Annotated in this window: 17 protein-coding genes; 9 read left to right on the top strand and 8 right to left on the bottom strand. The window is 57.3% G+C overall.

All coding sequences use genetic code 11. The features are described from left to right. The first annotated feature begins 32 nt into the window (after positions 1–32). The 8 genes from ABSG49_RS08510 to ABSG49_RS08475 all read left to right on the top strand — a co-directional run bounded on the left by ABSG49_RS08510 (position 33) and on the right by ABSG49_RS08475 (position 8,266). The gene (locus ABSG49_RS08510) at positions 33–209 is read left to right on the top strand and encodes a hypothetical protein (RefSeq protein ID WP_424025699.1); all 177 of its coding nucleotides are present in this window, start codon (positions 33–35) and stop codon (positions 207–209) included. Beyond that, positions 206–1,414 (top strand): molybdopterin molybdotransferase MoeA, encoded by a 1,209-nt coding sequence (locus tag ABSG49_RS08505; RefSeq protein WP_424025698.1) that lies wholly within the window; start codon positions 206–208, stop codon positions 1,412–1,414. The genes ABSG49_RS08510 and ABSG49_RS08505 overlap by 4 nt, the downstream gene beginning before the upstream one ends. Further along, positions 1,408–3,264, top strand: a complete 1,857-nt coding sequence (locus ABSG49_RS08500; RefSeq protein ID WP_424025697.1) for a molybdopterin biosynthesis protein — start codon at positions 1,408–1,410, stop codon at positions 3,262–3,264. The genes ABSG49_RS08505 and ABSG49_RS08500 overlap by 7 nt, the downstream gene beginning before the upstream one ends. Before the next feature lie 443 nt (positions 3,265–3,707). Further along, a complete protein-coding gene (locus ABSG49_RS08495; RefSeq protein WP_424025696.1) occupies positions 3,708–3,968 on the top strand; it encodes a 4Fe-4S binding protein in 261 nt (86 codons plus the stop codon). A gap of 52 nt (positions 3,969–4,020) precedes the next feature. Then, positions 4,021–4,428 (top strand): molybdopterin dinucleotide binding domain-containing protein, encoded by a 408-nt coding sequence (locus ABSG49_RS08490; protein WP_424025695.1) that lies wholly within the window; start codon positions 4,021–4,023, stop codon positions 4,426–4,428. Then, entirely contained in the window at positions 4,425–5,741 is a 1,317-nt protein-coding gene (locus ABSG49_RS08485; protein WP_424025694.1) for a formylmethanofuran dehydrogenase subunit B, read from the top strand. Before ABSG49_RS08490 ends, ABSG49_RS08485 begins: the two co-directional genes overlap by 4 nt. Before the next feature lie 2 nt (positions 5,742–5,743). Beyond that, positions 5,744–7,456, top strand: coding sequence for a formylmethanofuran dehydrogenase subunit A (locus ABSG49_RS08480; protein WP_424025693.1), 1,713 nt, complete (start codon positions 5,744–5,746; stop codon positions 7,454–7,456). Positions 7,457–7,465: 9 nt separating this feature from the next. Continuing rightward, positions 7,466–8,266 carry a formylmethanofuran dehydrogenase subunit C gene (locus ABSG49_RS08475; RefSeq protein ID WP_424025692.1) on the top strand — a complete coding sequence of 267 codons (801 nt, stop codon included), beginning with the start codon at positions 7,466–7,468 and terminating at the stop codon, positions 8,264–8,266. A gap of 80 nt (positions 8,267–8,346) precedes the next feature. On the opposite strand, the gene ABSG49_RS08470 is transcribed toward ABSG49_RS08475, so the two are convergent. The 4 genes from ABSG49_RS08470 to ABSG49_RS08455 form a co-directional block, all read right to left on the bottom strand. Continuing rightward, complete coding sequence (locus ABSG49_RS08470) at positions 8,347–8,574, bottom strand: hypothetical protein (RefSeq protein ID WP_424025691.1); 228 nt, start codon at positions 8,572–8,574, stop codon at positions 8,347–8,349. Between the two features lie 48 nt (positions 8,575–8,622). Then, positions 8,623–8,883 carry a PEGA domain-containing protein gene (locus ABSG49_RS08465; RefSeq protein ID WP_424025690.1) on the bottom strand — a complete coding sequence of 87 codons (261 nt, stop codon included), beginning with the start codon at positions 8,881–8,883 and terminating at the stop codon, positions 8,623–8,625. Positions 8,884–9,146: 263 nt separating this feature from the next. Continuing rightward, positions 9,147–9,881: a metal-dependent hydrolase gene (locus ABSG49_RS08460; RefSeq protein ID WP_424025689.1), complete on the bottom strand. Its 735-nt coding sequence runs from the start codon at positions 9,879–9,881 to the stop codon at positions 9,147–9,149. A gap of 18 nt (positions 9,882–9,899) precedes the next feature. After that, positions 9,900–10,313 carry a hypothetical protein gene (locus tag ABSG49_RS08455; protein WP_424025688.1) on the bottom strand — a complete coding sequence of 138 codons (414 nt, stop codon included), beginning with the start codon at positions 10,311–10,313 and terminating at the stop codon, positions 9,900–9,902. 301 nt (positions 10,314–10,614) lie between these two features. On the opposite strand from ABSG49_RS08455, the gene ABSG49_RS08450 reads away from it, so the two are divergent. Continuing rightward, positions 10,615–10,899, top strand: coding sequence for a hypothetical protein (locus ABSG49_RS08450; protein WP_424025687.1), 285 nt, complete (start codon positions 10,615–10,617; stop codon positions 10,897–10,899). A gap of 35 nt (positions 10,900–10,934) precedes the next feature. On the opposite strand, the gene ABSG49_RS08445 is transcribed toward ABSG49_RS08450, so the two are convergent. From ABSG49_RS08445 to ABSG49_RS08430, 4 genes are all read right to left on the bottom strand, one after another. Beyond that, positions 10,935–11,168, bottom strand: a complete 234-nt coding sequence (locus tag ABSG49_RS08445; RefSeq protein WP_424025686.1) for a TOBE domain-containing protein — start codon at positions 11,166–11,168, stop codon at positions 10,935–10,937. A gap of 118 nt (positions 11,169–11,286) precedes the next feature. Beyond that, on the bottom strand, positions 11,287–12,228 hold the full coding sequence (locus tag ABSG49_RS08440) for an MBL fold metallo-hydrolase (protein ID WP_424025685.1): 942 nt from the start codon (positions 12,226–12,228) through the stop codon (positions 11,287–11,289). Positions 12,229–12,282: 54 nt separating this feature from the next. Beyond that, entirely contained in the window at positions 12,283–13,329 is a 1,047-nt protein-coding gene (locus ABSG49_RS08435; protein ID WP_424025684.1) for a ligand-gated ion channel, read from the bottom strand. Positions 13,330–13,355: 26 nt separating this feature from the next. Next, positions 13,356–14,603 carry a DsrE family protein gene (locus tag ABSG49_RS08430; RefSeq protein ID WP_424025683.1) on the bottom strand — a complete coding sequence of 416 codons (1,248 nt, stop codon included), beginning with the start codon at positions 14,601–14,603 and terminating at the stop codon, positions 13,356–13,358. Between the last annotated feature and the right edge of the window lie 12 nt (positions 14,604–14,615).

Below are 14,615 nucleotides of genomic sequence, written 5' to 3'. Positions count from 1 at the left end.
CCAATAAGCAAGTACACAAAACATGGATAACCATGAGTGACGAGAAGATCAAAAAGGCGCTGCAGGAAGCAGGAATTGTTGAGATAATCACTTGTACCCAGGCGTTCACTATTGCGGAGAAGGCGAAGGTCTCCCGGAGTGCGGTGGGCGAGTACTGCACGAAGAACCGGATCAAGATCCGGGGCTGCCAGCTGGGTTGCTTCAAATGAGCAGGTTCCTCACGGTAATTTCGGTAGCGGATGCGGCCGCTGCAGCGGAGAAGATCGCCCCGGCACGAAAAACAGAATCGGTACCGGTCGAGCAGTCCGCCGGCCGCGTGCTGGCTTCGGATATCGCAGCGGACACCGACATCCCCGGGTTCGACCGGTCGGTCGTTGACGGGTATGCAGTCCGGTCGGCGGACACGACCGGCGCAAGCGACTCCGTCCCCGCCCTCCTCACATGCATAGGGCGGGTGACAATGGGGAAGCACGATACAAACCTCATCCTCGGGAACGCGGAGTGTGTGTATATCCCGACCGGTGGCGTGCTCCCGTCAGGAGCCGATGCGGCGGTGATGGTGGAATATACCGAGGAAGCCGGCGACACCATCCTTGTGAAAAAACCGGTCTCGCATGGGGAGAACGTCCTGTTGCGGGACGAGGATTTTAAAAAAGGTGAGACGGTCTTTTCCATGGGCAGGAGGCTCTCCCCTCAGGATGCCGGGGTCCTCGCTGCCTGCGGGTGTGCGACCGTCACGGTCGCGAAGAAGCCGGTGGTAGGGATCATCTCGACCGGCAACGAGCTTGTTCCGGCCACTTCTGTGCCCGGCCCGGGGCAGGTCCGGGATGCGAATGCCCCGATGCTTGCGGCATGGCTTTCGGAATACGGGTGCGAACCGAGACTCTACGGGATCGTCCAGGACGAACGTGAGGCCTTCGAGACCGTGATCGCGAGAGCACTTCCGGATTGCGATCTCCTCCTCCTTTCGGGTGGTAGCTCCAAGGATGACCGGGACATGACTGCGGGGGTCATTGCCGGGAAAGGGATGGTGCTGGTCCACGGGGTCGCACTTGCGCCGGGTAAGCCCACGATCATCGGCAGGATCGATACAAAGCCGGTCTTTGGCCTGCCCGGGCACCCGGCCTCGGCTCTTGTGGTCCTGAAAGTCATTGTCAGCCCGCTCCTCGATAAAATGCTCGGGCTCGATACGCCTCTGCTCCGGACCGTGAAGGCGACCCTTGCGGAGAACATCCCGTCCCAGCGGGGGCGGGAGGAGTACGTCCGGGTCAAGGTTACGAACGGGATTGCAACCCCGCTCTTCGGCAAGTCCGGGCTCCTGAACACGCTCGTGAAAAGCGACGGGCTTGTCTGCATCCCGGCAGGGTATGAAGGGCTCGAGAAGGGGAGCGAGGTCGAGGTAATTTTATGGTGAAGCGGTACCTGAAGGTGATGCCGCTCGACGACGTACTTGCTCTTCTCGCCCGCGAATTCTCCTGCACGCCATCGACAGAGATCGTCCCACTCGAAGCGGCCTCAGGCAAGGTCACGGCCCACCCTATTTTTGGCAGTTATTCGGTGCCGGAGATCCACCTTGCGGCAATGGATGGGATCGCAGTGGTGAGCGAAGAAACGAAAGGCGCCTCCGAACAGCACCCGGTCACACTCCAAAAGGTCGGCCGGGTGAACACCGGCAATGTCGTTCCACCCGGTTACGATGCCGTGATCATGATCGAGGACGTCTGGGAGACTGAGGGGAAATTCACCATCCGGAAAGCGGCGGCTCCCTGGCAACACATCCGCCCGGCCGGCGAGGACCTTGCTGAGTCCGAAATGGTGATGCCATCCCGTCACCTGGTACGGCCCCACGAGATCGGGGCCCTTGCCACCTACGGCATCACCAGGCTTGACATCATCACCGTCAGGATCGGGCTCATCCCAACAGGGAGCGAGCTGGTCCCGGCCGGCACCCGCCCCGCACCGGGGCAGGTGGTCGAGAGCAATACGGTGATGGCAAAGGCGATGCTCGAAACTGTCGGTGCGAGATGCACCCGGTACCCCTTTGTCGAGGACAAGCCGGAGAAGATCCGCAATGCAGTTGCAAAAGTGTGCAACGAGAACGATATCGTGATCGTCTCGGCAGGATCGTCAGCGGGTACGAAGGACTACACCGCGGACGTGATAGCGGACCTCGGTGAGGTGCTTGTGCACGGGATCGCGACGAAGCCCGGTAAGCCGGCGATCATCGGAAGAGTAGAAAACAAACCGGTCATCGGCCTTCCCGGTTACCCACTCTCGGCCCTGACGGTCATACGCGAGCTCGTGCTCCCGTTCCTACAGAATTACGGCCTTGCCGTCCCGGACCCCGTGGTCGTACGGGCCGGCATCACCTCCGCGGTGGCCAAGGAGATCGGCTCGGACGAGTTCGTGCTCTGCACGCTGGGGAAGATCGGAGAACGCTGGACCGTCTCCCCCCTGTCCAAAGGTGCCGGCGTCCAGATGAGCGCCGTGCGGGCGAACGCGTACATCCGTGTCCCCCGCGAATCGGAAGGGTTCAATGCCGGGGATGTGGTCGATGCCCGGCTGATGGTGCCGATACGGGAAGCGGAGAACGCCCTCCTCGTCACCGGAAGCCACGACCCGGTGCTCGATTATCTTGCGGATCTCCTCCGCCCGGCAGGGTTTTTTTTAATCTCAACTCACGTGGGGAGCATGGGTGGGATCATTGCCCTGAAAAAGGACGAATGCCATGCCGCCCCCACGCATCTCCTCTCACCGGACGGGACGTACAACACCGCCTACCTGCGGAAGTACCTGCCGGGGACGGCAATCGATCTCATCTGTGTTGCCGGCCGGCAGCAGGGAGTCGTCTCAAAAACCGGGCTCTCCTTTGCCGACCTGCCGGGCCGGGCATTCATCAACCGCCAGCAAGGCTCCGGCACCCGGATGCTCCTCGATCACGAGCTGAAGAAGGCGGGGATCGACCCGGCCTCCATGCCGGGCTACGAGCGCGAAGTGACTACGCACATCGCAGCAGCCCTTGCGGTGAAGAGCGGCGAAGCGGAGGCCGGCCTCTGCGTCTACAGTGCGGCCAAGGCCCTCGGGCTCCCGTTCGTGCCGGTATCTCAGGAACGGTACGAGCTCGCCATCCGCAGGGAACATGCGGACGACCCCCGGATCCGGGCGCTCGTAAAGGCGATCCGGTCTCCTGAATTCAAGACAATCCTCAACCGTCTTGGCGGGTACGATACTTCAGAGACCGGCCTCTTGCGGACCGTCCCGTGAATGCGCAGGCAGATTGAAGCCTCCTCCCTTTTTTGCATCTGTTGTTCCATGTTTCACGATGGGGGTATCATGAGCGGAAGTTCGTCCCGGTCCGCTCTGTGATATGTGTACATATTACATGAATGCGACCACAGATTCCCGCGCAAAGAGAAAGCACGTCGGGAAGCGGTTGAAGATGGTGGCAGGGTGCAATGGCAGGGAGTAAACCATTATATATCGGAATCGCCCATTCTGCACGTGATTATAAATTCGGGGCCCGGATGTTCGCAGGATCTGTCCGTAATCTGCAGGAAAACGGGCCGGAATCCCCGGAAAGTACACTATTTTACTCTAACCTTGGGGATGAAGTTAATCACGCGTAGTTAACCTATTGTAAATTCAGATATCTTTAATTAACTTGCTCAACAACATTGGATCCATCGACGACAATGTGTGTGATATGCATGGCGTTTTCAGTACACGTAAACATGGAGCGATGTACCGGTTGTGGCAACTGTGTCGTCGCATGTCCGGTCGATGCACTCGAACTGCATACGGTGGACCCGGTGACAAAAGAGAAGATCTACGCCGTCAGGAACGGGAAGTCAATACACCTTGACGTGAAGGCGGAACTCTGTGCAGGCTGTGGCGTCTGTGTCAATGCCTGTCCCTATGATGTGATCCGCCTCTCCGGCAGAGGAGAGATGATTCCGACGGAGGCCTGAGGCAGGAGCCCTGGTACCTGATCACTGTTCTAACGTTTTTATGAGGATTACCATGACAAAGAATATCAGTTTAAACCTGATCTCGGGACGTACCATCCAGCAGGGTGTAGCGATCGAAGGCGGCAAGGAGAAGCCCTTGTACCGCACTGCCGCCGGCATTATTGAGATGGACGAGTCCGATTTAAAGAAACTCGGCGCATGGAAGAACACCAACGTCCGGGTCACGAGCGAATTCGGCAGCGTTATTGTGAAAGCTGTCGAGACCACCCAGGGACCCCACCCGGGCCTCGGTTTTATCCCGATGGGCCCGTGGGCGAACGCGATCATCGACCCCAACACCTACTCGACCGGCATGCCGACCTTCAAGGGCGTCCCGGTCACCGTGGAAATTGCCGTGAACGAACCGATCCTCCTGGGTATCGAACTCGTCCAGAAACTCTGCGGGGTGAAAACAGCATGACCAAGACAATTACCGATGTGATCTGCCCGTTCTGCGGAACGCTCTGCGATGACCTTGAGGTCGTTGTTTCGGATGACGGCAAGAAGCTCCTGGAAGTCTACAACTCCTGCGTCATCGGCACCGAGAAGTTCCTGCATTCACAGTCCCCTGACCGTGTCACCCGCCCGCGGATGCATCAGGAAGACGGCTCGTGGAAGGAGGTCTCCTATGATGAGGCAGTGGAGTACACCGCCCAGATGCTCGCGAAGGCAAAAAAGCCGCTCATGTTCGGCTGGTCTTCCACCAACTGCGAGGCCCAGAGTGTGGGCAACGAGATCGCCGAGATCTCCAAGTCCTGCTGTGACAATACCGCAGCCACCTGCCACGGCACGTCCCTGATTGCGATTCAGGATATCGGTCTCCCCTCCTGTACGCTCGGGGAAGTCAAGAACCGTGCGGACCGGATCATCTTCTGGGGCTGCAACCCGGCACACGCCCACCCCCGGCACATGTCCCGGTACTCTATCTTCCCCCGCGGTTTCTTCACCGGCAAGGGACAGATGAGCCGCAAGCTGATTGTCGTGGACCCCCGTGTCACCGACACCGCCAAGATGGCCGACATCCACCTCCAGGTGGAACAGGGCAAGGACTACGAGCTCTTAAACGCACTCCGCGTTGCCTTCAAGGGCGAGTGGCTGCCCGATGTCGTTGCGGGCATTCCGAGCGAGAAGATCCGCGAGGCTGCGGACGTTTTAAAGAGCGGCCGGTTCGGTATCATCTTCTTCGGTATGGGCGTTACCCAGTCGCTCGGTAAGAACCACAACATCGATGAGGCAATCGCGGTTACCAAGGACCTCAACGAGTACACGAAATTCTCAATCATGCCGATGCGGGGCCACTATAATGTCACCGGCTCCGGAGAAGTTTTCGCATGGCAGTTCGGGTTCCCGTACGCGGTCGACCTCACCCGCGGCTTTGCCCGCTACAACCCGGGCGACACGAGCACGATCGACCTCCTCGCCCGTGGAGAGATCGACGCCATGTTCACCATCGGCAGCGATCCGGGAGCACACTTCCCGATCAGCGCCGTGAAACACATTGCCGCCGTCCCCTCCGTCTGCGTCGACCCGCACCTGACCCCTACGTCCGGTGTCTCGAAGCTCCACGTCCCGGTCGCCTTCAACGGTGTCGAATGCGGTGGCAACTGCTATCGTATGGACAATGTTCCGATCGACTGCCGCAAGGTCGTCGAGCCGCCGGAGGGTATGCTCACCGATGAGCAGTTCCTCATCAAGGTCCGTGACCGCCTCAAACAGCTGAAGGGGGTAGCGTAATCATGTCAGAATATATCATCAAGAACGGCCACGTCTTTGACCCGGTCCAGGGCATCAAGGGCGACAAGAAGGATATCGCAATCAAGGACGGGAAGATCGTCGACAAGGTCGGCTCCTCGGCAAAGGTCATCGATGCGAAGGACAAAACCGTCATGGCAGGCGCCGTGGAGATCCACGCCCACATCGCAGGCCCCAAGGTCAATCTCGGCCGCATCTACCGGCCCGAAGACAAGCTCTTCAGCTGCACACCCACCCATGGCATGGAGCGGATGGGTGGCGGGGCATCGATCCCGACTACGTTCAAGACCGGCTACGAGTATGCGAAGATGGGCTACACCACCGCGATGGAAGCGGCAATGCCCCCGCTATTCTCCCGCCACGTGCACGAGGAGATCCGCGACACCCCCATCATCGATGAGGGTGCATTCCCGGTCTTCGGCAACAACTGGTTCGTGCTCGAGTACCTGAAAAACCAGGAGATCGAGAACACCGCAGCCTACATCGCCTGGCTCCTCCGCGTCACGAAAGGGTATGCTGTCAAGGTCGTCAATCCCGGCGGCACCGAGGCATGGGGATGGGGACTGAACTGTCTCTCCATCCACGACCCTGTCCCGTATTTCGACATCACTCCCGCAGAGATCATCAAGGGGCTCATCGAGGCAAACGAGTATCTCGGCCTCCCGCACTCGATGCACATCCACCCGAACAACCTCGGGAACCCGGGATGCTACGAGACCACTCTCGATACCTTAAAACTTGCCGAGGGCATCAAGGCGAAGAACAAGTTTGGCCGCGAGCAGGTCATGCACCTCACCCACACCCAGTTCCACTCCTATGGTGGAACCAACTGGGCAGACTTTGAGTCCAAGGCAAAGGAAGTCACGGACTACGTCAACAAGAACAAGAACATCACCATCGATACCGGTAACGTCACCCTTGACGAGACCACGACGATGACTGCTGACGGCCCGTTCGAGCACCACCTCACCGGCCTCAACCACCTGAAGTGGGCGAATGTCGATGTTGAGCTCGAGACCGCAGCCGGTGTCGTGCCTTACATCTACAGCCCGAACATCTCGGTCTGCGCGATCCAGTGGGCAATCGGTCTCGAGATCGCCCTGATGATGAAGGACCCGATGCGCTGCTACATCACCACCGACCACCCGAACGCAGGGCCGTTCACCCGGTACCCCCGCGTCATCAAGTGGCTGATGTCGGCAAAGGCGCGTGAAACGCAGATCAACGCCTTCAAGCACAAAGACAAGGTCCTTTCCCAGACCGCAATCGGTACCCTCGACAAGGAACTCTCGCTCTATGAGCTTGCCCAGATGACCCGCGCCGGCCCGGCAAAGTCGCTCGGCCTGACTGCTGTCTGCGGCGGCCTGAAACCCGGCATGGATGCGGATGTTGCAGTCTACAACTTCAACCCGGACAAGCCGGTGGCAAACCCCGACGACATCGAGAAGGCATTCTCACGCTGCGCAGCCGTCTTCAAGAGCGGCGTGCAGGTTGTCAGCAACGGCGAGATTGTCAGCAACGGCCACAAGCGCACGCTCTGGGTCGATGTAAAGGTCAAGGACAATGCTCAGGTCGCCCGCGACATCAACGAGAAGTTCATCAAGTACTACAGTATGACGCAGAACAACTATGAAGCGCTCGGGCACCACTTTGTCCCGAACCCGTTCTCCCTTGAGGTAGATGCAACCCAGGTGTAGGTGAGAGAGATGGAAACCGTTACCATTACCATGAAGAACGTGCCTGCACTGTATCTTGAGGCGGACAATATATCCCCCGATGCATTCGCAGGCAAGACTGCGGCAGAGATCGCCGGACTCTCCGTTCATGAGGGCAACACCACATCCACGCTCGGCAAGTACTTTGACGTGAGCGGCAACGCAGGTGCAACCGCAGCGGACACGAAGATCGTTGTCAAGGGAGATGTGAAGAAGGTGAAGTACCTCGGCTTCAAGATGACCGCCGGGGAACTTGTCATCGAAGGCAGTGCTGACCTCTATGTCGGGGCCTGGATGAAAGGTGGCAAGATCCTCGCGAAGGGAGATGTCGCGGCATTCGCCGGGCTTGCCATGAAGGGCGGTGAGATTACGATCGAGGGCAATGCCGGCAACTACCTCGGCGCTGCATACCGCGGCGACTGGAGGGGCATGTCCGGCGGTAAGATCCTTGTCAAGGGCAATGCCGGGTCTGATATCGGCATGTATATGACCGGCGGCGAGATGGTTATCAATGGCAATGTCGATGTCCACCTCTGCACCCATGCAGAGGGCGGCAAGGTCATTGTCAAGGGTAATGCAAACAGCAAGGTCGGCGGCCAGATGGTCGATGGTGAGATCATCATCTTCGGCTCTATCGACACGATGATGCCCGGCTTCAAGCCTGTCGGCGAAGTCGAGCTCGAAGTCGACGGCACCAAGGCGAAGTTCTCGCATTTCATCGGCGACATGGGCGAGCGCCACAAGAAGAAGAAAGGACAGGTCATCTACGCGAACCTGTACAAGAAGATCTAATCTGCCTCCCTTTTTTTGCACACGCGCCAGGGATTCCCTATCGGGAGTTCGTTATCCTGAAAAAAATCTTTTATGTCGTATTACTGCGTAACCCCCACGTTCTCGAATTTTACGATCAGGTCCGTATCGGAAAGACCGGACGGGAGCGTGCAGGAGACCATGGTGTCCTTGGCAACATGCCCGCCGGCTCTGAGGGTCCCGAGATAGATGGTATTCCAGCAGTACTGCCGCCCCTTGTAGTACAGGTTCGCGGATACCGTCACTTCCCGGGCATCCGTGGAGCCGACATTGAAGCCGTCAACATGCACAAGGAGCAGGACCGGGTTGGAATCACTGTGGACTGAGGGGTACGTCCATTACCCGTCTATGTGGATCTGGGGGAGATCATTCTTTGCCGCGCTCCCGCTGGTGACGGTTACGGGTGCCGACCACGTGTCATAACCGTTCTCGCGGAGCTCGACCGTATGGCTGCCGGCCGGTACTGCCGTGATGGTGTTCGGAGTCGTGCCATGGGATTCATTGTCGAGGTAGACTTCCGCACCTGAGGGCGATGAGGCGACCTGGACGGTCCCGGTTGTGTGGTCGTTGGTCGTGGCTGCACCCGGACAGGAAGGCACCGAGCACCAGCAGGCAGATGGCGATGGTGCGGAGCAGGGGTTGCACCATATGTATAGTCAGTAGATTGCAGGATTTGTTCGGCAATAGCCTTTGTGCATTTCCCGAACACCGGCCTCAGGACCGGGAGTTACCCGCCCTCTTATATAGCGGAATACACCGAAGTACAGCATACACTTTTCCGGTTACGGCACAGTACGATAATTCACGATAAGAGAAGGGTCCCCCCGCTCTTTGACTGCTGTTAAAAATCCCGTCAGGCACTTCATACCGTGATCGCATCGGGGTTGCCGGAGCGGTCAGTTCCTGCCCGTTCTATACTTACTTTTGAGAGAAAAACCATGGATCCGACACATGCCCCCACTCCCAGAACGCCGCCGGCAATCATCTCGTATACTGACCAGTGCATGGCATACAGGAATACAAGGAAAAAAAAGAGGATCGTGCCATGGTAGATGTGATAACGGAGTATCCGGTTGTCGAGAACATCGCAGGGGCGTATTGATCCGGCGATCTTGGTATTATTTAACGGATAGACTGGCGTGATCCCTTTCCGGGTACACAGGTCTTCAGCAAGGTGGAGGAGCATCCCCATCAACAGTCCCCTGAGAAATGCCGTTGCCAGAGAAACAGGAATGTAATTTCCCAGACTGAAGACCAGGATATACGTGATACCTGAAAGTATTGAAAAATATAAGAAAATCCCCAGGACCGAATGGGTCAGCCGCTTGTCATTCGGTTCACACGTGGTTCTTAACAACCGGCGGTATAACCGGCACATTACCGGTAAACAGATCCACTTGCCAGCCTGTACGATCCCCCAGGCAACCGTGAGGAGCGGATTTTTTTTGGGCCGTTTCATATGGATATCCGGAAGGATAAGGCCGATTCCGCATCCGGTGCTGACGAGAACGGCCAGGAATGGATCAAACTCCGCTATCGCACTGCCGGGGATGAAACAACAGAGCAGTCCGAGGAGGACGTGGTGGCGCGTCAGCATGGATGGAGAACCAATGGTTCAGGCTGCGACTGCTTGTTCCTGGACAATTCGTTTGGCATTCTTCTTCTTTGTCAGCCAGACAAGTTTTCCTTCTGCAAAGGCAAACGCATTCATCAGCAGAACCCGAACATGGGGTGGAATCCCGGAGGTATCGGTTGCTTGGGGTGTGAGCAGGTACTTTTTTGTGAGGGAACCCTGGTCATCGGGCAGCAGATCGAGTGTGTTGATCAATTCTTCTTTTGGTACCGGGTCCAGGGATAACGCAATAAATCCAATCTCCGTACCTGCCCCTTTGCTTCGGGAAATCCGGTAAAAACATCCGGGAGTCCGGGATCCCGGTACCCGTTCGATTCTCCATCCGTCATATTCGGGTAACATATGGCGAATATCCCGTTCTGCAAACAGTTCCATGACGTCTTTTGTTGAGCCCATAGGTATCACAATTTTGTTGGAAGTCCAATCATATAAGTTTTGGTAATTATATTTACTTTTAAGAAAAGTTAACTATAAAAATTTAATAAGGGGAGTTTACCATAACTCTATCAGTCCTTAATACCGGAAAATGGATGACCGGTTGAACTCCCTGGCTACAAAACACCCGCTGTCATATACCGTAATCTGCATGAGAGAGATCACAGGCGTTCGGGAAGTGATGGTTGGTGAACAAGACGTGTACAGGAACTGCGCTGATGGATCGTATTATCGTGTGGTGCCGTAAAAATACTCTATCGTTATGCCATCCCCCTTTCCGAACCCGGCATCGCCCTACCCCGGCTGGACACGCCGGGAGTACTGCCTCTCCCGCCCGGTGACAGATGAGGATATTGCGGCTTTTCTGGGCAATGAGGAACTCTACGTTCGGGAGACAACAGCCGGCCTGGTACATATCATTCACAAAAATGGTCTTGTCGAACTGCATTGCATCATCGGAGAGCCGGTAATTGAGGTCTGGTTTGCCCCGGACTGCGGGGCCTATCCTTCGGAATATTTCGATGCCCTGCTTGCGACCCGGTTTTAATCAGGATCCGGCGTCATCAAAAAAATAAAAAAGTTTTAATCAATCCCTACCATCACTTCGGATGCCTTCACGACCGCGTAGACCTTCGCACCTTCCCGCAGTCTCAGATGTTCTGCAGAATGGGTGGTGATGGACGAGACAATCTCAAAACCCCCGACAATGGAGATCACGACTTCCGTACTGACCGGTCCTTTCTTAATTGATTTCACGGTGCCGGGTATCTGGTTTCGTGCACTGAGTTTCATGGTTTTCACCATGTGTATCTGCATGGGTTATGTTAAAAAGATATCGCCGAAAATAACCCGGCAGAGGATCGGGTTCGTTTATGGGCGACAGGAAGTGAAGGGGTGATCGGTCTTTCGAAAATCCTGCTGCTCAGAAAAAACCTCACTCCCCGCCAAACACATACATCGTCCCGACCGTATTCAGGATGAACCGTCCCGGCATCTCCTCCGCGAACCGGTTGATTGCCTTCCAACCCGTACAATGCATAGGCACCACATATGCAGGATCGATCCGTTTCATCGCGTCGATGGTCGGCTGGATGACCGGTTCAAAGAGCGGACCGGTGAGGTGGAACCCGCCCATGACCGCGTGGACATTCTCAACCCCAGTGATCTTCCTCGCGTACTCAACGGTATTGATGATCCCGGCATGGGCACACCCGCTGATAACGATAAGGCCCCTGCCCCTGACATTTATGACAAGCGCCTGGTCGTCGCGGATGGGGTCGGGCGTCCAGCGGTCATCGACGTACGCCTCCATCCCCGGGAGCCCTTTCTCGAAGGGGGTCGTCCGCTCTACTTCCCCGGTCACGAGCAGGTGGCCGGCAGCAAGGGTCGAGGGCTCCTTCCGCCGGAGGATGTCTGCCCCGGCCTTTTTTAATGCAACCGCATCGAGCTGCGGCAACTCGACCGGGCCTTTGGCCGGGTTGTTCAGCCTCCTCCGGAGGAAGGCGTCCGGGTGGACGATGAGCGGGACCTGCCGTCCGGCCCCGCAGAAGATCTCTGCCAGTCCGCCGGTATGGTCGAAATGCCCGTGGCTCAGGACTACGGCTTCGACCGCGGAAAGGTCGAGACCCATCTCCCGGGTGTTATGGAAAAGGCAGTCCCGGGAAAGACCGGCATCGAAGAGGATCGCATGCTCAGATCTCCCGGCGAAAACCCGGACGAGGCAGGAGAGGCCGTGCTCGGCAAGGAGCGTGTGGCACGGGTCGAATGGCAACCGGTGGTCCACGGGGGTTACCGGAGGTACAAGGATATCGATATAATTGTCGACCAGGACGGTCACTTCGACCCGGTCGGCCGGTTTTAACAGGTTTTCCATCATGGTGTATCTGTTCTCCTTTCAATACAGGGATTATAGTCGATCAGCAGATCCTCCCTATGCCACGAGTACAAGGAACAGCAGGAAGTACGCCATGATCGAGATCACCGGGATGATGCGGAGCGACCAGTTGTAAACACGTTCGACACGGATCGTATCCTTGGTTTCCGTGAATTTCAGGATAAGGATCCCCGACACGAGCACCATGACGAGCGTCGCATAGGTGATGATCATGAACATATCCAGAAAGGTCGCGTAGGCAACGAGCGGGATCGCATCGGCAACGCGCCAGTGGATGAGCACCGCGGCAAGGAACATCGAGGCGTTTAGCCCCAGCCGGGACGAGACCTTCATCAGGAGCGAGGAGAGGGAGACAATGACGATCAGCATGATCGGCAGGAAGAATTTCAGCACGGTCGACGCGGTGTCTCTCCTGATGCCATAATCGAAGACGGCCCGGGAATACGGGATCTCATTTTCTACATAAGATATGTTTGTGATCGCATACCTGGTACCGGCAAACTCCCATCCCGGGAGGTCTGCTTCGGGATCGAGAGCGGTATTTGCCGGGTCAATCACGAAGACCATCTCGCTCTCGTTTTTGAATTTGGGCTCGATCTCGACGGGGAGCGTGTGCCGGTCGAAGGGATAGAGGCGGAGGTCGGGATCGGCGGTCATGGTCGCAAAGATCCGATACTCTTTTTCATGAGGAGTATCAAGGATCGTATCAGTGGACGTTGCATGCCCGTTCATGATCTCGACGTCATTGATCGATAACGGAGTATCGGATGTGAGGGTCAGGTAATAATTCGCGTCAACGGTCCCCTCCCCGACATTGAAATGGTTGAAATCCACCATATAGACGCCGACTTTCACGATAACCGGGTTCTGCAGGGCAGAGGCATTTGGTATCTCCCCAGCCGATGCCGGGACGGCGATCAGGGCGATTGCGAGGGCGATGAGCAGGAGATACCAGATGAAACTGTCCGCTTGTTTACGTTGCCGCCCTCCTGCCCGGGCAGGCATATTCATGAAGTTCGTGTTGCGGGTAATGATATCTCCTTCCTGTAAAATGACGGGTGTTGCTCTTCTATTTTTACTCATCCACATGTATCGGGGTCATTTCCCCCTTAAAACACCAGCACCCGCTGGTGTTCCGCCTGTACGTTCCCCGGTGGGTAGAACAGGATCTTCCCGAGGCCCGGAAAGCCGATATCGAGAACAGCATTGAGGTTCTTGTTCTTGGAAAGGCCCCGCTTCTGGAGCGAGGGTATGAGGACGAACAGGTGGAGGTTCTCGCTGCCTGCCACCGCGTTGATCACGGCATGGATATTGAAGGGCAGCGACTCCGGGGGTGCCCGGTGGCTCCCGGCAACCGAATAGACCCCGTCCTCCAGGAAGATCACCCGTGTCAGGATCCCCTGGTGGGCACAGGCGACCGCAAACGAGAGGGCACCAAACGCGTGCTCCGTGCTGTACGGGCTCCGGGTGACGAGGATCGTGACCGGGGGTGCGGTGCTGCTCTTATCCGCACGGTCGAAGGAGACAGCCGGCCCTTTCTTCGGGAACTGGATGGAACCAGCATTGTCCGCGAGGATGACGTGAGGGTGCACGAACCGGTCGATCATCGCGTTCATGTCCCGGATATGGAATGGTTTGATCGTACAGGTCGAGATTACGGTCCCCTGCCCGTCGTCCCAGGTGCTGTAGCCCCGGGCCGTCGCACACCGGTTGCAGGCAAGAAACTGGCTCGTGAGTCCCTGCTTGCCTGCACGGTCATGGAGTTCTTCGAGACCCCTCCCGATATTCTCTGATTCCGTGGGGCTCTGCCCAGTATGGCCCATGTGGATGCCGTCGAGATACGCGTAGAGTTCCGGTGACAGGTGAGCCTCGAGCCCGGCTGACAGGCACCGGATGCCATGCCATGCCGAGCGGTGCATGTACGGGGATTCAATCTGGAGCCAGCCGATTACGTCGGGAAGGGGTGGCCGGTTCTGCCGGACGAGTGCCGTTATGTCCTTCCAGAAGGACGGCTGGTTGTTTGCGGCCAAGCCGTTCTGGTCGGTCACCTGGTCGGGATATTTCATCCGGAGGCGCTCGATCGAGATGCCCCGGAGGTCGAGTTCCTGCCGGTCGCAGATGATCCGGACGGACGCGAGGGAGAGGATCACGTACCAGACCTGCTGGGCTTCCGGCTCCTCAAGGCTGTAGAGGGCATCGCCCGTGACAAGGAACGTGAATACGGGGCTGTCGGTCCTGGACCGTTGCACCAGCGTCTCCGGGTAGAGCTGGACAAAGAAAAACTTGAGGCTCTCCTCTATCCATGAGAGCCGCTCGACAGATACGGAGCTGGAAAGAAGGAAAAAATGCGTTGTCATGATGGAACGGCC

Origin of the sequence: Methanoregula sp., from assembly GCF_049510175.1 — an archaeon.
GTDB lineage: Archaea > Halobacteriota > Methanomicrobia > Methanomicrobiales > Methanospirillaceae > Methanoregula.
This window is presented reverse-complemented; position numbering and strand designations above follow the sequence as displayed.